15 protein-coding genes are annotated in these 19,563 nt (G+C 38.9%); 6 read left to right on the top strand and 9 right to left on the bottom strand.

Going from position 1 to position 19,563, the window contains the following annotated elements:
- Nucleotides 1-4: 4 nt before the first annotated feature.
- The 5 genes from IGI87_RS02690 to IGI87_RS02670 form a co-directional block, all read right to left on the bottom strand.
- Nucleotides 5-1,093 (bottom strand): diacylglycerol kinase, encoded by a 1,089-nt coding sequence (locus IGI87_RS02690; RefSeq protein ID WP_438736186.1) that lies wholly within the window; start codon nt 1,091-1,093, stop codon nt 5-7.
- A gap of 18 nt (nt 1,094-1,111) precedes the next feature.
- Nucleotides 1,112-2,542 (bottom strand): Asp-tRNA(Asn)/Glu-tRNA(Gln) amidotransferase subunit GatB, encoded by a 1,431-nt coding sequence (gatB, locus tag IGI87_RS02685; protein WP_002358703.1) that lies wholly within the window; start codon nt 2,540-2,542, stop codon nt 1,112-1,114.
- Nucleotides 2,542-4,011 (bottom strand): Asp-tRNA(Asn)/Glu-tRNA(Gln) amidotransferase subunit GatA, encoded by a 1,470-nt coding sequence (gene gatA, locus IGI87_RS02680; RefSeq protein WP_033593283.1) that lies wholly within the window; start codon nt 4,009-4,011, stop codon nt 2,542-2,544. Before gatA ends, gatB begins: the two co-directional genes overlap by 1 nt.
- Complete coding sequence (gene gatC / locus IGI87_RS02675; RefSeq protein ID WP_002355569.1) at nt 4,011-4,316, bottom strand: Asp-tRNA(Asn)/Glu-tRNA(Gln) amidotransferase subunit GatC; 306 nt, start codon at nt 4,314-4,316, stop codon at nt 4,011-4,013. The genes gatA and gatC overlap by 1 nt, the downstream gene beginning before the upstream one ends.
- Nucleotides 4,317-4,633: 317 nt before the next feature.
- Entirely contained in the window at nt 4,634-4,720 is an 87-nt protein-coding gene (locus IGI87_RS02670; RefSeq protein ID WP_308659094.1) for a hypothetical protein, read from the bottom strand.
- Here IGI87_RS02670 and IGI87_RS02665 point away from each other — a divergent pair.
- Complete coding sequence (locus tag IGI87_RS02665) at nt 4,686-4,901, top strand: hypothetical protein (protein ID WP_308659093.1); 216 nt, start codon at nt 4,686-4,688, stop codon at nt 4,899-4,901. The two genes, IGI87_RS02670 and IGI87_RS02665, sit on opposite strands and share 35 nt — an antisense overlap.
- On the opposite strand, the gene ligA is transcribed toward IGI87_RS02665, so the two are convergent.
- Nucleotides 4,898-6,928, bottom strand: coding sequence for an NAD-dependent DNA ligase LigA (gene ligA / locus IGI87_RS02660; RefSeq protein ID WP_104858680.1), 2,031 nt, complete (start codon nt 6,926-6,928; stop codon nt 4,898-4,900). The genes IGI87_RS02665 and ligA overlap by 4 nt on opposite strands.
- A 125-nt stretch (nt 6,929-7,053) precedes the next feature.
- A complete protein-coding gene (gene pcrA, locus IGI87_RS02655) occupies nt 7,054-9,312 on the bottom strand; it encodes a DNA helicase PcrA (protein WP_438736185.1) in 2,259 nt (752 codons plus the stop codon).
- 164 nt (nt 9,313-9,476) lie between these two features.
- Between pcrA and IGI87_RS02650 the strand changes: the two genes are divergently transcribed.
- The 4 genes from IGI87_RS02650 (at nt 9,477) to IGI87_RS02635 (ending at nt 14,787) form a co-directional block, all read left to right on the top strand.
- The gene (locus IGI87_RS02650; protein WP_438736184.1) at nt 9,477-11,036 is read left to right on the top strand and encodes a ClC family H(+)/Cl(-) exchange transporter; all 1,560 of its coding nucleotides are present in this window, start codon (nt 9,477-9,479) and stop codon (nt 11,034-11,036) included.
- A gap of 138 nt (nt 11,037-11,174) precedes the next feature.
- Nucleotides 11,175-11,927 carry a DeoR/GlpR family DNA-binding transcription regulator gene (locus IGI87_RS02645; RefSeq protein WP_104853958.1) on the top strand — a complete coding sequence of 251 codons (753 nt, stop codon included), beginning with the start codon at nt 11,175-11,177 and terminating at the stop codon, nt 11,925-11,927.
- On the top strand, nt 11,924-12,841 hold the full coding sequence (gene pfkB / locus IGI87_RS02640) for a 1-phosphofructokinase (RefSeq protein WP_438736183.1): 918 nt from the start codon (nt 11,924-11,926) through the stop codon (nt 12,839-12,841). Before IGI87_RS02645 ends, pfkB begins: the two co-directional genes overlap by 4 nt.
- A 23-nt stretch (nt 12,842-12,864) precedes the next feature.
- The gene (locus IGI87_RS02635; RefSeq protein ID WP_438736182.1) at nt 12,865-14,787 is read left to right on the top strand and encodes a PTS fructose transporter subunit IIABC; all 1,923 of its coding nucleotides are present in this window, start codon (nt 12,865-12,867) and stop codon (nt 14,785-14,787) included.
- Nucleotides 14,788-14,833: 46 nt separating this feature from the next.
- On the opposite strand, the gene IGI87_RS02630 is transcribed toward IGI87_RS02635, so the two are convergent.
- Nucleotides 14,834-15,496, bottom strand: coding sequence for a hypothetical protein (locus tag IGI87_RS02630; protein ID WP_002366175.1), 663 nt, complete (start codon nt 15,494-15,496; stop codon nt 14,834-14,836).
- 111 nt (nt 15,497-15,607) lie between these two features.
- Nucleotides 15,608-16,891, bottom strand: a complete 1,284-nt coding sequence (gene tig, locus IGI87_RS02625; protein ID WP_002355556.1) for a trigger factor — start codon at nt 16,889-16,891, stop codon at nt 15,608-15,610.
- 262 nt (nt 16,892-17,153) lie between these two features.
- Here tig and IGI87_RS02620 point away from each other — a divergent pair, with 262 nt between their 5' ends.
- Nucleotides 17,154-19,529, top strand: a complete 2,376-nt coding sequence (locus IGI87_RS02620) for a hypothetical protein (RefSeq protein WP_438737385.1) — start codon at nt 17,154-17,156, stop codon at nt 19,527-19,529.
- The last annotated feature ends 34 nt before the right edge of the window (nt 19,530-19,563 follow it).

Genomic DNA, 19,563 nt, shown 5'->3' with positions numbered 1-19,563 from the left:
CTACCTAGTGCTTTCCTTTTTCAGCAATCTTTCCATCGCCATCAATATCTTCGTCTGTTAGTCGTTCAACTTCTTTGACAAATTCTTTGCTAGCTTCGCTATATGCTTCTTCCTCTTCGTCTTCTGATTCTACGACAATCTCATCGCTACCAGTTAAAACTGAACCCATAATCGCATTGGAGGGTAGTGCATCACCATTTGCAAAAATTTCAATGTGTTGATGCATATTTTTAAAGGTCATTGGAGCATCGCCACCATATTCACCATCTAAATTAATCATCATTTTATTGTTCTTTTCTAACGTTTCTGCATGTAAATAGCTGGTTTTTGTATAGATTAGTCGATGATCTTCAACATGCTTGCCACCATTTAACATTAACGCAACTAAATGAAGAATCTCAAAAATATTGGCTGTTTTTACAATAATTAATGAAAATTTACCATCATCTAATTTAGCGTCTGGTACGATTTGCTCAAAACCGCCCACCGAGTTAGTCAGCCCTAGGAAAAACATTGATGCGTTGCCTTCATAGACACCTTCATCATATGTCATACGCATTTTAATCGGCTTCACTCGCGGCAACATCTCGGCTCCTTTGGCTAAATAAGCTAAGTAACCAAAAATACTTTTCAACTCTGACGGAACTTCATAAGTCAGTTCTGTTAAATGACCACCCGCCGCAATATTGATAAAATAATTTTTGCCAGCTTGGCCAATATCCATTTTGACAGTCTGATTTTTTTTAATCACTTCCGCTGCTTTAACGATATTATCACGAGGAATCTTCAAGGCCCGTGCATAGTCATTCGTCGTTCCAGCAGGAATAATGGCCATTTTAGGGCGCCGCTTCAACGGAGCAATCCCATTCACAACTTCATTAATGGTCCCATCTCCACCTGCTGCTACTAGTAAATCAAATCCTGCACGCGCAGCACGATGCGCTTCATTACGCGCTGAATTTTCTTCTGGTGTGGTCGCAAATGCACTGGCTTCATAGCCACATTCTTCTAAAATAGACAAAATATCGGCTAAGTTCTTTTTAACTAACTCTTTTCCTGACGTTGGATTATAAATCACTCTAGCTTTTTTCATGGTTCGCCTGCTACTTTCTTATCGTTTTGAAAGCTCTTCTTGCAATAACTTGTTTACCACACCTGGGTTTGCTTGTCCACGAGTTGCTTTCATAATTTGTCCAACAAGGAAACCAACTGCACGGTCTTTTCCGTTTTTAAAGTCGTCAATTGATTGTTGGTTATTGTCTAATACTTCGTTAATCATTGGTAATAATTGCGCTGGATCAGATAATTGAACAAGGCCTTTTGCTTCGACAACTTCTTTAGCATCTCCGCCGTTTTCAATTAACTCTTTGAACACTTTCTTCGCAATTTTCGAGCTGATTGTGCCATCATTAATCAAAGTAATCATACCCGCTAGATTTTCTGGTGTTAGTTTAGTATCGGCTAATTCAACTTTTTCACTGTTTAAGTAAGCAGAAACTTCACCCATTAACCAGTTCGATGCTTGTTTCGCATCTGCACCGTTTGCTAAAGTTGCTTCAAAGAAATCTGACATTTCTTTCGTTAAGGTCAAGACCATTGCATCGTATTCAGGTAAACCTAATTCACTGATATAACGGGCACGACGTGAGGCTGGCATTTCTGGCAAACTAGCACGAACTTTTTCAATCCATTCATCATCAATTGAAAAACGAGGAACATCTGGCTCTGGGAAGTAACGGTAGTCACTTGAGCCTTCTTTAACACGCATAAGCAACGTTGTACTAGTTGCTTCATCAAAGCGGCGTGTTTCTTGTTGAATTTCGCCACCAGATAGTAGGACTTTGGCTTGACGTTTTTCTTCATAAGCTAAACCTTTTTTTACAAAGTTCATGGAGTTCAAGTTCTTTAATTCGGCTTTGGTACCAAATTCTTCTTGACCATATGGGCGTAAAGAAATATTGGCATCACAACGCATAGAACCTTCTTCCATTTTCACATCAGAAACTTCTGTAAATTGGATAATTGAACGCAACGCTTCTAAATAAGCATAAGCTTCTTCTGGTGAACGCATGTCTGCTTCAGAAACGATTTCAATTAAAGGCGTGCCTTGACGATTCAAGTCTACATAAGAATAGCCATCTGTGCCGTGAATATTTTTCCCAGCATCTTCTTCTAAATGCACGCGTTCAATGCGAATTTTTTTCTTTTTCCCTTCCACTTCAATTTCAATCCAACCATCATGTCCGATTGGTTGATCAAATTGAGAAATTTGGTACGCTTTGGGATTATCTGGGTAGAAATAGTTTTTACGGTCAAAATGTGTTTCTTTTGAAATTTCACAGTTCAACGCAAGTGCTGCTTTCATGCCAAATTCTAAAGCACCTTTATTCATGACCGGTAAAACACCTGGGTAACTCCAGTCAACCACATTTGTGTTGCTGTTTGGTTCTGCTCCGAAATGTGCTGGCGCAGAGGAGAAAATTTTAGAGTTGGTTTTTAATTCTACGTGGACTTCTAATCCAATGACAGTTTCAAAGTTCATTAATCGTTCCCCCCTAAAATGACTGGTTTTTTCGTATGGAAATCTGTCGCTTGTTCAAAAGCATAGGCTGCTTTATACATTGTATGTTCGTCAAAATGTTTTCCAATAATTTGTAAACCAACTGGCAAGCCTTCTGAGAAGCCTGCTGGAATTGACATACCTGGTAACCCAGCTAAGTTGACAGGAACAGTTAAAATATCATACATATACATCGTGATTGGGTCATTGATATTTTCACCCAAACCAAAAGCAACGGTTGGCGTTGAAGGACCAATAATTAAGTCATAATCCGCAAAGACGTTATCAAAATCTTGTTTGATAAGCGTACGAACTTGGCCAGCCTTTTTAAAGTGTGCATCATAATAACCGGCACTTAACGAGAATGTTCCTAACATAATCCGACGTTTGACTTCAGTACCAAAGCCTTCGGAACGCGAATTAACATAGACATCTTCTAGATTTTGGACATTTTCGGAACGGTAACCATAACGAATGCCATCAAAGCGTTGTAAGTTTGAACTTGCTTCTGAAGAGGCAATAATATAGTAAGCTGCAATCCCATATTTAGAATGTGGCAAACTAACTTCTTCGACTGTTGCGCCTAAAGCTTTGAATGTTTCTGCAGCTTTTAATACCGCTTCGCGAACATCTGGGTGTACTCCTTCACCTAAGTATTCTTTTGGTAAAGCAATTTTCATGCCTTTGATATCGCCAGTTAAATCTGCCGTAAAATCAGGAACAGAAACGCCTGCAGAAGTGCCGTCTTTTTCGTCATAACCACTAATTGCATTTAAAGCTAAGGCATTGTCTTTAACGTTTCGTGTCAATGGACCAATTTGGTCTAAACTTGAAGCAAAAGCAATCAAACCAAAACGAGACACACGTCCATAAGTTGGTTTCAAGCCCACAATACCGTTGAATGCGGCTGGTTGGCGGATACTACCACCTGTATCGCTCCCTAAAGAAACTGGGACTTGTCCGGCTGCGACAGCAGAAGCTGAACCACCAGAAGAACCGCCAGGAACTTTCGTTTGATCCCAAGCATTTTTTGTTTTCTTGAAGTAAGACGTTTCCGTACTTCCGCCCATGGCAAATTCATCCATGTTCAATTTTCCGACTGGAATCATATCTGCTTGATAGACTTTATCCATCACGGTCGCATCATAAATTGGGTCAAAATTGTGTAACATTTTTGAGCCAGCTGTTGTTAAAATATCTTTTGTGACAATGTTGTCTTTAATCCCAATTGGGATCCCAGCTAATGGATTACTTTCAGTGATGCCTTTTAAGTCAATCGCTTTGGCTAATGCCATTGCTTTTTCTTCACTAACTGTGATAAAAGAACCTAGTTGTTCTTCTGTATCTTGAATACGATTTAATGTTTCTTCGGTTAAATCAACTGCAGTGATTTCTTTTGAAACCAATAAATCATGTAACTCTGTTAACGATTTGTCGTATAATTTTTCCATTAGGCTCCTGCCTCCCCGTTATCCATAATTGCAGGCACTTTAATGTAACCATTCTCTGATTCCGGAACATTCCGCATTAATTCTTTACGGTCCATTCCTGGTGTCGCTACGTCTTCACGCATGACATTGATTGATTCATTCACATTTGAAGTAAAAGGAACCCCTGTTGTATCTACTTCTTCTAGTAATTCCACCATATCAATAATTTTATCTAGTTGATTGGTAAAGTCCGCTAATTCTTCTTCGGAGAAAGATAATTTTGATAATTTAGCGACATGTTTGACTTGTTCTTCTGTAATTGCCATAGATACCCTTCTTTCTATCATTTACTGAAATTTTCATTTTCAGATTAATCAATTGGATTGTATTTCTTTAAACAGCTTAGCACAGCTGTTCACTCTGTTCCCATTCTACCATAAAATGGTCGGATATTTTAGATGAAACCTTGAATTTCATTGATAATTTGTCGCTCGCAAAAATGACGGAAATATGTTATTATGAAAATGAAAAGAGAGATATGCAGGAACATACCTCTCTAGTAGCCATTCCCAGTTATAAGAACTGGTGGCTTACTGAGTTACTACTTTTATTTCAACTGCGTAACCGTTCAGCTCGTCAAAGCTTATGAACGGTTATTTTTGTTGTCTGAGACAAGCGCGAGGATACTGAAGATAATGGTTACAACAAGTGTTGCAAAACCAATCATCAGTCCTAACGCTGCTTCAACGGACAAAAATATTGCTCCTTTCATTAAGGTAAGAAGAATTGAGCATACGCATCAACCTCCTTTCTCAACTCAGAAAGTCCTCGTTCAGATAACTTTTATGACTAAAATAAGTATACCATCAAATTACTACATAAAATCTGACAACGTTAATTTTTCTTCTTAAAAATGACTTGCATCTAACGCATCGACCATTTCTTGTTCATTCCAAACAGTCACGCCTAAGCTTTCAGCTTTGGTTAATTTACTGCCAGCATCTTCGCCAGCAACCACAATGTCAGTTTTTTTCGAAACACTGCCTGTAACTTTTCCACCAAGATTTTCAATTTTTTCTTTGGCTTCTTCGCGGGTGTACTGCGTTAATTTCCCTGTTAAAACAACTGTTTTGTCTTTGAAAGGTGACTCCACTTCTGCTAATTGCTCTGTCCGGAGACCTTTATATGTCAAGTTCACTTGGGCTTTTTCCAGTTCAGCCATTAGTTCATGAACTTCCTCATTTTCAAAATACGTTACGACGCTGTCTGCGATTGTTTCGCCAATTGAATCCAAAGCCACAATTTCTTCCGCAGTTGCTCGACTTAAGGTTGGTAAATCACCAAAATGCTCCGCTAAAATTTTCGCCGCTTTCGCACCCACATGGCGAATCCCTAAGCCAAAAATCAAACGTTCGACAGAGTTTTCTTTGCTCTCTTGAATGGCGATATAAATGTTGTTTGCTGATTTTTCTTTGATTTTATCCAAAGTCATTAACTGTTCTTCTGTTAAGAAATACAGATCCGCTACATCTTTCACTAATCCTTTGTCATACATTTGTGCTAACACTCGTGGCCCCAAGCCATCAATGTTCATTGCGTTTCGTGAGACAAAGTGATTCAGCCCTTCTTTAATTTGCGCAGGGCATTTAGGATTAATACAACGTAACGCCACTTCCTCATCTAAATGCACCAACTCACTATGACAAATCGGACAATGTGTCGGCATTTCATAAGGCTGACTATCGGCTGCACGTTTTTCAACTAGGACTTGCGCTACTTCTGGGATAATATCGCCGGCTTTGTAAATAATAACATGATCATTTAAACGGATATCTTTCATTTGAATAAAATCTGCATTATGCAAACTTGCTCGACTAACCGTAGTTCCCGCGACTCGTACAGGAGCCATCACCGCAGTAGGAGTGACCACCCCCGTTCGCCCAATTGTCCATTCAATATCTTCCACTATTGTCTCTGCTTCTTCTGGTGGAAATTTATAGGCAATCGCCCAGCGAGGTGCTTTGACAGTGAAACCTAATTCATCTTGCAACGCAAATTCGTTCACTTTAATCACAATTCCATCGATTTCGTATGGCAAAGTGCTCCGCTTTTCATGGTATTCTTCAATATAGGCCCAAACTTCATCGATTGACTGACATAATTGCCGTTCGGGATTGGTTCTAAAACCAATTGCAGAAAGCTCTTCTAGTGCCTCAAACTGCGTCTTCGCTTTCATTGGTCCAAAGTCAGCAACTGTGTATAAAAACGTATTTAAGTTCCGTTTCGCCACAATTTTTGTATCTAATTGGCGCAAGCTTCCCGCCGCTGCATTCCGAGGATTGGCAAAAATATCTTGACCATTTTCTTCACGTTCTTCATTCAATGCGACAAAGGATTGTTTAGGCATGTAGCACTCACCACGAACTTCCACTGAAATGGGCTCCGTTAAACGCATTGGTACAGAGCGAACCGTTCGTAAGTTCTCTGTAATGTTTTCACCAACCGTTCCATCGCCTCGTGTTGCTCCGCGTACAAACACCCCGTTTTCATAACGTAATGAAATTGCCAAACCATCAATTTTTAACTCACAACAGTAAGCAACGGGTTTACCAATCGCCTTACGAACACGTTCATCAAAAGCAAAAATGTCTTCCTTGCTAAACCCATCATTTAAACTATACATTGGAATGTCATGCGGAGCTTTTTCAAAACCAGATAAAACTTTGCCACCTACACGTTGTGTCGGCGAATCTGGCGTGATTAAATCAGGAAACTCCGTTTCAATATCGACTAACTCTTTATACAAACGATCGTAAACATAATCTTCTACGGATGGTTGATCTTTGACATAATATTCATGGGAATATTGATTGAGTTGTTTTCTTAATTCTTGCGCACGAGTTGTCGCCGCCGTTAATGTTAATGGTTGTTGTTCCATCGTAGAACTCCTCCTCATAAGTGTAATGCTCCTATCGTCTTTTTAACACATTTACACTAAGATAGAAAATAAAAAGAATTTATCTAATGATGATTTCTCATTAAATCGCTGACCTATTTTGCATGTTAAATTTTTTCAATTGGCGCAAATGCCGCTAACAACCGTTTAATGCCTTTCTCTGGGAAAGCAATGTCCAACTCTAAGTCTTTGGCCGAACCACCTACACGAACGACTGTGCCAACGCCCCATGCTTTATGTTGGACTTTGTCACCTGCTTGCCAGGAAACTTTTTCGCCACCACTTGCCACTTTGTTGCTGACTGATTTTGTAGCTGGCTGTGTGTAAGCTGGTTTACTTGCACCAGGCTTAAATACTTTAGGATCAAAGGTGCGCGCTGGAGCTTTCTGTAAATTGGCTGCCGCCCCTTGTTTCATTAAACGCTCCGCCTCAATTTCTTCTAAAAAGCGACTTGGTCGATTATATTGCGTGCGACCATATAACGTTCTCGAATATGCATTCGTTAAGAACAGGGCTTCTTCCGCTCGTGTGATACCAACATAAGCCAAACGCCGTTCTTCTTCCAGTTCACTTTCTTCTAACATAGCACGTGATAAAGGGAAAACTCCTTCTTCTAAGCCCATTAAAAAGACCACTGGAAATTCCAGCCCTTTGGCCGCATGCAACGTCATTAAGGTTACTTGTGAAGAGCTCTCTTCTAAATTATCTAAATCAGAAACCAAGGCTAAATCTGTTAAAAAATCCGCCAATTTTGTTTCTTCGCCATTTGGATCGTCGTTATTTTGTGATTCAAAACGTTTATCAAATTCTTGTGTCACAGATAAAAATTCGTCCAAGTTTTCTAAGCGAGCTTGAGACTCTAAATTATTTTGCGCCATCAAGGCTTCCCGATAACCACTACGTTGTAAAGTTTCTTTCACCAATTCTGTAATCGTTAAATACGGCACTGTTTTCGTTAAATCTTGAATCATCATGCCAAAATTGCCAAGCTCTTTACCCGCTTTTCCTGAAATATTTGCCAAATCAACATTTTGGGCAGCTTCCAGCAAAGCCCAACCATGCGTATCCGCAAATAGCCGTAATTTTTCAATTGAACTTTTACCAATTCCTCGTTTTGGTTCATTGACAATTCGTTCAAAGCTGATTGAATCATCTGGATTGGCAATCAAACTTAAATAAGCCAAAATATCTTTAATTTCTTTACGGTCGTAGAATTTATGTCCGCCCACCATGGTATACGGAATATTAGATTTCAAGAGCATTTCTTCCACTACACGGGATTGAGCATTGGTCCGATATAAAACCGCAAAATCACCATAAATTCGGTCATTTTCCCGCATTTCTTTTTGGATTTGGCTCACGATAAATTGTGTTTCATCCCGTTCTGTGTCCCCACGATAATAGACAATTTTTTCACCGTCTATATTTTCTGTCCACAGTTCTTTCTCGCGGCGGTTACGGTTATTTTTGATGACATCATTCGCAGCCGCCAAAATGTTTTTGGTGGATCGATAATTTTGTTCTAGCAAAATTACACTGGCATCTGGATAATCTTTTTCAAAATCCAAGATATTTTGCATATCCGCCCCGCGCCAACCATAGATACTTTGGTCGGCATCACCTACGACACACAGATTTTTGAAACGTGCAGCCAATAAATTGACTAAGGTATATTGTGCATGATTGGTATCTTGGTATTCATCCACATGAATATAGTGAAATTTATTTTGGTAGAAAGCTAACGTATCTGGTTGTTCATTGAATAAACGAATCGTATTCATAATCAAATCATCAAAATCCATACATTGGTTTTTGCGTAATTCTTTTTGATAGGCTTCATAGCATTTTGCGACAATTTCTTCATACAAGGAACCTTGCATTTCAGCAACTTTTTCAGGCGTTTGTAATTCATTTTTGGCATTGCTAATCGTACCTAAAATTGAGCGAGGATCATATTTTTTTGAATCAATATTTAAGTCGTTTAAGATGCGTTTCATTAATGTTTTTTGTTCCGATGGGTCAATAATTGTAAAATTACGGTTGTAGCCAATCTGATCAACATCACGACGTAAAATTCTTACACACATGGAGTGAAAAGTGGAGACCCATACATCTTCGCCACCCGTTGCCAGTAATTTATTTACACGCTCTTTCATTTCTTTAGCAGCTTTATTGGTAAACGTAATCGCCAAAATATTCCATGGATTTACTTCTTTTTCCTCAATTAGATAGGCAATTCGGTGTGTTAAAACCCGCGTTTTTCCACTACCAGCACCAGCCATGACTAACAGTGGTCCTTCTGTATGCAAAACGGCTTCTTCTTGTCGAGGATTCATTCCCTGAACCAAGGCATGTTTTTGTGTCATATTAAACGTCCTCTCTCTTTTTTCAATCTTATACAGTATACCAAAAATCCCTTTGAAGTTCTTTAGAAAAGAACAAAAAATCTTTTTCTTTTTATATGAAATTTTCTTGTAAATCAAGTCAAACCGCAGTACATTAGTAAGTAGTGATGGAGGCTAAAAATGAAATGAATAATGATGTACATGAAATTAAACAATTAGATGGTACCCGAATCGGCTTTATCCTTAAAGGCATCGTCGTCGGAATTCTTGTCGGCTTTGTTGTCAGCTTATTTCGCTTAGGCATTGAAAAAATTGGCGAACAAGTCGTTCACCTGTATCAAATGTTTCACGAAAAACCCTTTTGGATGATTCCTTGGTTCTTATTTTCTCTCGTGCTTGCTTATTTATTAGGACGACTGATTAAGAGCGAACCAGCAATTAAAGGCAGTGGCATCCCCCAAGTGGAAGGACAACTCCAAGGTCAATTAGAAATTCACTGGTTGCCAGTGCTTTGGAAAAAATTTATCGGTGGGATCTTAGCGATTAGTCCTGGGCTATTTTTGGGACGTGAAGGTCCTTCAATTCAACTAGGTGCCGTGGTTGGACAAGGCTATAGTCAATGGCGGCAAAGCACCAAGTCTGAAGAAAAAATTTTAATCAGTAGTGGTGCCAGTGCTGGTTTAGCCGCCGCTTTTAATGCACCAATCGCAGGACTTTTATTTGTTCTAGAAGAGGTTCACCATTCCTTTTCACCTTTAGTTTGGTTAACCTCTTTTTCTGCGGCCATTTCCGCTAACTTTGTTTCTTTGCATTTCTTCGGATTGCAACCAGTTCTTTATATTGGTCCCGTTAAATCTTTGCCTTTAGAGTACTACTGGACATTAGTCCTGCTGGGCGTTTTGCTAGGATTATTAGGTTGGATATATCAAAAAACATTGTTGTCCTTACCAAAAGTATATGGAAAAATCAAAGGCCTTTCTTCTAATTATTATGGTTTTGTTCCTTTTATTTTGATTTTACCGATTGGTTATTTCTTTCCACATTTACTTGGCGGTGGGAATCAAATTGTTTTAGCTTTAGGCAATCAACCAGCCACCATTTGGGCTTTAGTCGGCTTACTGGTTTTACGTTTTGTTTTTTCAATGGTTTCTTACGGTTCGAATCTCCCTGGTGGTATTTTCTTGCCTATTCTAACTTTAGGTGCCATTATCGGAACATTGTATGGCAGTCTACTTGTCCAATACGTAGGGATGGATCCAATTTTTGTGAAAAACTTTTTAATTTTTGCCATGGCTGGTTATTTTACTGCGATCGGCAAAGCACCGTTAACAGCGATTATTTTAGTAACAGAAATGGTCGGCAATTTTTCTCATTTAATGTCTTTAGGGGTTGTCGCTTTAGTTAGTTATATTACCATCGATAGTCTTGGCGGCAAGCCAATTTATGAAAGCTTATTAGAACGTTTGGTTCCTTCTAAAGTAAGTAATATTCGTGGCCACAAAACGATTATTGAATTACCTATCACTGCAGAAAGTTCCTTAGATGATACGATGGTACGTGATTTTGTCTGGCCTAAACAAATGTTGCTCACTTCCATTCGCCGTGGCGAATCGGAAATTTTAACACATGGTGATACTGTTATGCATGTTGGCGATGTGCTCATTATTTTGACCGATGAAAAACTCGCTTACCAAGTCAAAAAAGAGATTTATCAAAAAACTTTACCGAATGATTTAGTGAATTAAAGAAAGCTGCTGAACCCAGGTTCAGCAGCTTTCTTTTTTTCTTATGACTGTTTTTTAATTTTTTTGAATGTTTTTGACCGTTTTAGATTGATTAGCGTTTTCATTTGTGCTATTATATCCATGAAATGAGGGATGAAAATGCTTACGGAAGAACGACATCAAAAAATTTTACAATTGTTAGATCAAAAATCAGTCGTCAAATCACAAGAACTTGCTAGCTTGTTCAATGCTTCAGAATCCACAATCCGCCGCGATTTACAAGAATTAGAAGACGCCAATTTGTTAGAACGCATTCACGGTGGCGCCAAGCGTATTCTTAATTTAGGCTTTGAACAAAACATGACGGAAAAATCGAGCAAAAACACGCACGAAAAGCAAAAAATTGCTGCTTTAGCCGCTAGTTGTGTACAAGATGGCGATATGATCTATTTAGATGCTGGTTCAACCACGTTAGAAATGATCCCTTTTTTAGTTGGAAAACAAATCCATGTAGTGACGAATTCCGTGCATCACGCAGCAAAACTTAGCGATATGGAAATTCCCACTATTATGCTCGGTGGTACTTTGAAGCTCTCCACTAAAGCAATCATTGGTGCCACTAGTATGGAACAGCTACAACATTTTCGTTTTAACAAAGCTTTTTTAGGAACTAACGGCGCACATTTAGAGTTTGGTTTAACCACGCCTGATCCCGAAGAAGCCGCATTAAAAGCCTTGGCTATCCATCAAGCAGAAACAGCCTATGTGTTACTGGATCATACAAAATTTAACGAAGTAACGTTTACCAAAGTGGAAGAATTAGAGGCAGTTACTTTATTAACGGACTACTGTCCTGCTGAATCACTTCAAAGATTCCAGCAAAAAACTATTTTAATGGAGGCAAATAAATGATTTACACAGTGACTTTAAACCCTTCTATCGACTTTATCGTTCATGTCGATCATCTACAAATTGGTGATTTGAATCGGATGACGAATGATTTTAAATTACCTGGTGGCAAAGGAATCAACGTTTCACGTATTTTAAAACGCATGGAGACAGAATCCACGGCCTTAGGTTTTTTAGGTGGTTTTACCGGCTCATTCATTGCCGATTGGTTGAAAAAAGAAGAAATCCAAACGAATTTCACTCCCGTGTCGGCTGATACACGGATCAACATTAAATTGAAATCAGATACTGAAACAGAAATTAACGGCCTAGGACCTGCCCTAACAAACGAAGAAATTCAAGAACTAAAACAAGCAGTTAGTCGTGTTCAGGCTGGTGATATTGTTGTTCTTTCAGGAAGTACACCTGCTTCTCTACGCAAAGGATTTTACGAAGAATTAATCCAAATTGTGAAGGAAAAAGGCGCAGAATTTGTTATTGATACGACAGGTGAAGATTTAATGAATGCTTTGGCACAAAAGCCTTTATTGGTCAAACCAAATAATCATGAGTTGGCAGAATTATATCATACAACCTTTACAAGTGTTGAAGACATTATACCTTATGGACATCGGTTACTAGAAAAAGGAGCACAACACGTAATTATCTCAATGGCTGGTGATGGTGCATTACTTTTCACAACAGAAGGTGTTTATCGTTCCAACGTTTTAAAACGCCCACTGAAAAATTCAGTCGGCGCTGGCGACTCAATGATTGCTGGTTTTATTGGCAACTTTTCAAAAACACAAGATCCTTTAGAGGCTTTCAAATGGGGTGTCGCTTGCGGTAGCGCGACTGCTTTTTCTGATGATTTAGCCTCAGAAGATTTTATCCAAGAACTTATTCACGAAGTAACAATTGAAAAAATTTCAGAATAAATCCACTAAGGGAGGAAAATAGAGTGAACATTAATGATTTATTAATAAAAGATGTCATGATTATGGATTTACAAGCGACTGATAAAAAAGGCGCGATTGATGAAATGGTCCAAAAATTATACGATGGTGGCCGCATCTCTGACATTGACACTTACAAAGAAGGAATTTTAAAACGCGAAGCACAAACATCGACTGGTTTAGGCGACGGCATCGCTATGCCTCACGCAAAAAACAGTGCCGTAAAAGAACCGACAGTTCTTTTCGCTAAAAGTAAAAAAGGTGTTGATTATGAAGCACTAGATGGACAACCTACTTATCTATTCTTCATGATTGCTGCTCCAGAAGGCGCTAATGATACACATCTCCAAGCGCTTGCGGCCCTTTCTCGATTACTTATCGATCCAGACTTTGTTGGCAAATTGAAAGAAGCGGAAACTCCAGAAGCAGTACAAACTCTTTTCCAAGCAGCAGAAGATCAAAAAGAAGCGGAAGAAAAAGCGGAACAAGAACAAACAACACCGGCACCAGAAAGCAATCGTAAATATATTATTGCTGTGACTGCTTGTCCTACAGGAATTGCTCATACTTACATGGCCGAAGATGCGCTGAAGAAAAAAGCAAAAGAAATGGGCGTAGACATTAAAGTAGAAACAAACGGTTCAGAAGGAATTAAAAATCGTTTAACTGCTGAAGATATTGCTCGTGCTGATGGCGTGATTGTCGCAGCCGATAAAAAAGTAGAAATGAATCGGTTTGATGGTAAAAAATTAGTCAATCGTCCCGTCAGTGATGGAATTCGTAAAACTGAAGAACTAATTAACTTAGCCATTAGTGGTGAAGCTCCTACTTTCCATGGCAGTGACTCGGCTGCAAGCGACCAAGAGGATTCGGCGGAAGGTTCCATCGGTTCTCGTATCTATAAAGATTTAATGAATGGTGTTTCTCATATGTTACCTTTCGTTATTGGTGGCGGAATTGCCATTGCTCTTTCCTTTATGATTGATCAATTTATCGGGGTTCCTCAAGATCAATTAGCCAACTTAGGTAATTACAATGACGTAGCTAGCTGGTTTAACCAAATTGGTGGCGCAGCATTTGGCTTTATGTTACCTGTCTTAGCTGGTTTTATTGCTTCTAGTATTGGGGATCGTCCAGGCTTAGTTGCTGGTTTCGCCGCTGGTGCGTTAGCAAACGCTGGCGGAGCTGGGTTCCTTGGTGCCCTAATCGGTGGTTTCTTAGCTGGTTATGTAGTGGTTCTTTTACGTAAAGTCTTCAAAGGCTTGCCAAAATCATTAGATGGAATTAAAACCATTTTATTCTATCCAGTTTTTGGTTTGATTATTACGGGCTTATTAATGTTAGTCATTAACATCCCGATGAAAGCAATTAACGATGCGTTAAATCATTTCCTACTTGGCTTAGACGGCACAAATGCAGCTTTACTTGGTGCCTTATTAGCTGGTATGATGGCCATCGACTTAGGTGGACCAGTTAACAAAGCTGCTTATGTTTTCGGTACAGCTACGCTAGCAAGTACTGTCGCAGAAGGTGGCAGCGTGGTCATGGCTTCTGTAATGGCTGGCGGAATGGTTCCTCCATTAGCAATTTTCGTAGCAACTCGTTTATTTAAAAACAAATTTACAAAAGATCAACAAGACGCTGGCTTAACCAATATTGTAATGGGCCTTTCTTTTGTCACTGAAGGGGCAATTCCTTTTGCAGCAGCTGACCCATTACGTGTGATTCCAAGTTTCGTGGTAGGTTCTGTCTTTACTGGTGCGTTGGTTGGTGCGTTTGGTATCAAATTATTGGCGCCACATGGAGGAATCTTCGTTGTCTTCCTATTAAGTAATCCATTACTATATCTATTGTTCATCTTAATTGGTGCAATTATTTCAGGAATTGTCTACGGACTTTTGAAAAAACCTGTCGAAGTACCTGCTTAAAAAAACAGCAAAAAAGCGATTCAACCATGGTTGAATCGCTTTTTTATTATTTTCTCTTTATCGCATAATTTTCTAAATACTCAGGATTTCCTTTGCTTCTGATATACGTATACACGCCCATCACAAAGGCCCCAAGCGTATTGGTAAATAAATCCCCCATCGTATCCATCAAAGCAGCACGCCCAATAAATGGTTGGCCGTTGGACATATTATAGCGTTGTAAGTTCATGTTTCCTAATGAATCGCAGATAAATTCCCAGAATTCCCAGAAGACGCCACAAAGCCCTGCAAATGCAAACCCAAATAATAAAAATAACCACGGGGAAACATCGGCGTACTTCGTTTTCTTCAATAGGAAACCAGCAATACCATAACCAACAGCAGTTAACAGCATCGGACTAACAAAGTGTAAAATTTTATCCCAGAACGAAATGATTGAAATCATATGCAACGAGGTTCCTAGGAATACTGAAATAAATAAGAAAAACCAGTAAAAATAAACGATAGTCGGTGGCATAATAATTTTTAAAAATTTATTGACAAGATCCGGTAAAAAGATCAGACCAATTCCAAGTAAACATTCGATAACAAACGTCACACCTTGTTTTGTTGAATACTTAGCCGTAAAAAATTCCCAGAGATTGTACGTCAAGCATAAGATGCCAAACACCACTAATCCATATTTAATTTTCGAATAATTTTTATCCATTTTGACACATCCTTTCAAAAGTTATTTTATATGAAAAAAACTGTAGATGAAAGACACCTTCCATCTACAGTTTTAGAAAACTCTATCGAATGAAGAGCTTATTAAAAATGTTTATTTTTCAACAGCTGTTTCAGTAATTGTTTCAACAGCACGTTTCATACGAATATCGTGTTCTAACATGTCGTTGTTTAATACTTTACGTACTTGCGCTTCAGGCATGTTGTATTGTTCTGCTAAATCTTTCACTTCAGCATCGATGTCTTCTTGTGTTACTTCGATGTTTTCAGCTTTGGCAACTGCTTCAATCACTAAGTTTGTTTTTGTGCGTGTTTCTGCTTCGCCTTCAAATTGTTTGTGTAAATCTTCTTCTGTAGAACCAGTTAATTGGTAGTACATTTCAGGAGAAATTCCTTGACGTTGCATGTTGTTTAAGAATTCATCCATTGAACGGTGAACTTCGTCGTGAACCATGACGTGTGGTAATTCAACGATTTCAGCATTTTCAACAGCTAAACGAATCGCTTCTTCGTCTTTTGCTTCTTCAGCAGCTGCTTCTTTTGCTTCTGTTAATTCTTTACGGAATTTTTCTTTTAATTCGTCTAATGATTCTACTGAATCGTCAACGTCTTTTGCAAATTCATCATCCAATTCTGGTAATTCTTTTGCTTTTACTTCATGAACAGTAACTTTGAAGACTGCTTCTTTACCAGCTAAATCTTCTGCTTGGTAATCTTCAGGGAAAGTAACGTTTACTTCTACTTCTTCGCCAGCTTTTTTGCCAACTAATTGGTCTTCAAAGCCAGGGATGAATGAATTAGAACCTAGTTCTAATGAGTAATTTTCGCCTTTGCCGCCTTCAAATGCTTCGTCGCCTAAGAAGCCTTCAAAGTCGATAACTACAGTGTCGCCATTTTCAGCAGCGGCATCTTCTTTGATTACTAATTCAGCTTGAGATTCTTGTTCGCGTTTCAAACGTGCTTCCACGTCTTCATCTGTTACTTCACGGTCTTGTTTAGACACTGTTAAGTTTTTGTATTCACCTAATTTTACTTCAGGTTTGACAGTTACTTCAGCAGTGATAACCCAGTCTTCCCCTTTATTCATGCTTTCAACATCAATTTTTGGTTGTGCTACTGGTTCAATTCCTGCTTCTAATACAGCCGCTTCATATGCTTCTGGTAAAACAGCGTTTAACGCATCTTCGTATAACGCTTCTTCTCCATACATACGGTTAAAAACAGTACGTGATACTTTTCCTTTACGGAAACCAGGTACGTTTAAGTTTTTTTTCACTTTATTGAACGCTTGCGTTAATCCTTTTTCGATTACTGCTTGTTCGATTGAAAAAGTTAATACACCATCATTAGTGCCTTTTTTTTCCCATTTCGCAGACATTTGTTTCCCTCCGAATAACATTTAATTTTATACATCAAACTTTATTTATGCATACCTTTAAATAGTACACTATCCCTAGGAAAATGTAAATATTTTAAGTGCTAAGAAGTGAAAGAAAGACGCGATTTTTAGCAAACTATCAGTTTTTTAATTTTTTCGGATTAAAAAACATAGAATTTCGAGAAATTCCCTTCTTAAAATCCTAAAAGATTGTGAACAAAATATCTTGTTTCCTACCCGATGTAATCGCTTTACTTTATTGATGGACCATTATAGAATGTATGTACTCAATATTCACGTATTATATATTTTCATCATTATACATATAATATCAAAAAAGGAGGTGATGGTTTTGAATAAGTTCGTCTGGGGCATCTTTTCTTGCATCATATCATGGCTTTTTTTATTGCTGACTCAACCGTTGATTACTCATTCTGAAACACTGGACCCTGCAACTCATGCCTCTACTTTTAGTGAAACATTTACCTCAGTTTCAACAGAACAACAAACAACTCAAATAACCGATATTGCGAATCAAGAAACCGAGCAAACACACACTTCCTCTGAAAACGATGAACCTATAGCACCTGCGCCAGCTAGTGTTTCTGTTGGTAATAGCAGCTTGAAAAGTACCTTAAGCACGGGAACGTATAACCAAGATATTATCATGCTTTCGTATGAATACAGTGTGACACTTATCGGCTTAGCAATTAATGATCGGCCGATTATTGCTATTCAACTTCCTACAGAAATTTCAAACCAGTTAAATAACGACCCTCTAAAGCAACAAGATTTTCTGACTCTTTTAACAGGAACCGTCAGTTATCCAGGAACAGCCACTCAAGATATTCACAGTTCAACTAACGGTGTCAGCCTCTCTTATAGTAGCACGTATCATTCTGTTTATCTGACTTTTCCAAGTAGCACCTTGGTGTTGCTTCCCGGAACCAAATGGTCTGCCGCCATTTCGTTTGATGTCGGCGCACTTTATAAACGAGGAATTTCTATCCCTCCTGCTCTTAACGGCAAAGATTATCCGATTCGAGGGACCTTTACAGATGTCGGCACTGGATTAGGCGCAATTAATATTATTATTGGGAATAATACAAAAACAGGTGTGATTAGCAAAGCTCAACTTAGTTTAGGTAATTATCCCGTTCCTCAAGTCACACCAGCCAAACTAACTCAACCAAACCATCTGGAAACTACTGTAGCAGGAACCATTCAACAAGTCCAAGATCCAAACTATAGCTACTCTGTTCAATTAATCTTGAACCGCCATGATGGGACCACTACCCCCATTGTGGTAAAGGGGATTTCTGTTGAGGCAGCCGGAAATTTCTCGACCACTTTAGCTTCACCATTAGAATATGGCGACACGCTCTCTACAATTGTCTTTGCTCGTTCAAAAACGTCAACCGACTATATTCAAAGCAGCCCCTCAGCTGAACAAAGTGTCAATTGGTCAATCCAACCAGTCACAAATGTAGTCGCTAATGCCGGCTCAACTCAACTTTCAGGTAAAGCTTCTCAAGCATCTAACGGAACCTATCAAGTTAAAGTACAAATAAATGGTGGTTCTATTTACACAACGTCCTTAGATTCCAATGGCCATTTTCAATTTGCTAATTTACCTACTTTCCAAGGAGGAGAAACGGTCAGCTTGTGGATTCAAGGTCTCAGCAATCGCACTGGTCTGCCTTTGCTAACCAGTTCTACTGTTTCTCAAACAGTTGCTTATCCTGTGCCTCAGCTAGCGGTCACGCAAACCATTGAGCGGAAAAATGCACAAGGGCTCTGGGAAGCCGCAAACTCTGTCTTAAGTGGTCAAATCATTCGTTTTACGTTAACCACACGTTTAACCAATCAACCAGCAACGTGGATGAATCAGCAATTACGAGCAACGGTGCCTAAAGGACTGACCCAACTTTCAGCTGCTACATTAACAAAACAATCAGCAACAGGTTTAAGTACGCCAATAGCTGGGCTTCAACTTTTAACTGATAGTTCCACTGGTTTGCAGTATTGGAGTTATCATAATTCGCTGCCAGCAGATAATTTTACGGAAGCCAATACACAATTCACCTTGCAATATACAGCAACGGTTACAGAAGAATTGATAAACCAATTTCTTTTATTTTCTAGCACAGTTACTGGCAATGATGGTGGCGGAACACCAATTACACCAATCACTAAGGAACAGTCTCTACCCATCAAAAACGGTACCCTCCGTTTTGTGCAGATGCCAACTACAGTTTCCTTTAAAAATTTACCTTTTCCCAGCAAACGAACCATATACTCACCATCGACCATCAGCGCTCCTTTCCTCATTGCCGATGGTCGAGTTGCAAAAACACCGTGGCATTTGTTGGTAAGAGAAAGTCAGCCCATGCATTCAACTTCTACAAATAAAACGATCCAACAAGCTTTCATTTATCGAAAAAATGGCAGTGATTTTCCTATCACCTCTTTAGCAACCGATGTTTATCAATACACCGCAACGGACGATAACAATGTAGAAATTCCTTGGAACCAACAAAATGGACTTTTTTTAAGCGTTGCTCCTGACCTTAATTTAACGGTCAAAGAATCTTACACTGCCGAATTACAATGGATTCTTTCTGATACACCCCTCTAATTAGGATTTAGCTTTTTTAAAAGTTAAAAATAAA

The organism is Enterococcus sp. DIV1444a, from assembly GCF_051712125.1.
Taxonomy (GTDB): domain Bacteria; phylum Bacillota; class Bacilli; order Lactobacillales; family Enterococcaceae; genus Enterococcus; species Enterococcus faecalis.
This window is presented reverse-complemented; position numbering and strand designations above follow the sequence as displayed.

Coding starts and splice junctions, on each gene's coding strand:
- pfkB (WP_438736183.1), top strand. CDS start 11,924: ATGATTTACACAGTGACTTTAAACCCTTCTATCGACTTTATCGTTCAT.
- ligA (WP_104858680.1), bottom strand. CDS start 6,928: ATGGAACAACAACCATTAACATTAACGGCGGCGACAACTCGTGCGCAA.
- IGI87_RS02620 (WP_438737385.1), top strand. CDS start 17,154: ATGGACCATTATAGAATGTATGTACTCAATATTCACGTATTATATATT.
- IGI87_RS02630 (WP_002366175.1), bottom strand. CDS start 15,496: ATGGATAAAAATTATTCGAAAATTAAATATGGATTAGTGGTGTTTGGC.
- IGI87_RS02665 (WP_308659093.1), top strand. CDS start 4,686: ATGGTTACAACAAGTGTTGCAAAACCAATCATCAGTCCTAACGCTGCT.
- gatC (WP_002355569.1), bottom strand. CDS start 4,316: ATGGCAATTACAGAAGAACAAGTCAAACATGTCGCTAAATTATCAAAA.
- IGI87_RS02690 (WP_438736186.1), bottom strand. CDS start 1,093: ATGAAAAAAGCTAGAGTGATTTATAATCCAACGTCAGGAAAAGAGTTA.
- gatB (WP_002358703.1), bottom strand. CDS start 2,542: ATGAACTTTGAAACTGTCATTGGATTAGAAGTCCACGTAGAATTAAAA.
- IGI87_RS02645 (WP_104853958.1), top strand. CDS start 11,175: ATGCTTACGGAAGAACGACATCAAAAAATTTTACAATTGTTAGATCAA.
- gatA (WP_033593283.1), bottom strand. CDS start 4,011: ATGGAAAAATTATACGACAAATCGTTAACAGAGTTACATGATTTATTG.
- IGI87_RS02650 (WP_438736184.1), top strand. CDS start 9,477: ATGAATAATGATGTACATGAAATTAAACAATTAGATGGTACCCGAATC.
- pcrA (WP_438736185.1), bottom strand. CDS start 9,312: ATGACACAAAAACATGCCTTGGTTCAGGGAATGAATCCTCGACAAGAA.
- tig (WP_002355556.1), bottom strand. CDS start 16,891: ATGTCTGCGAAATGGGAAAAAAAAGGCACTAATGATGGTGTATTAACT.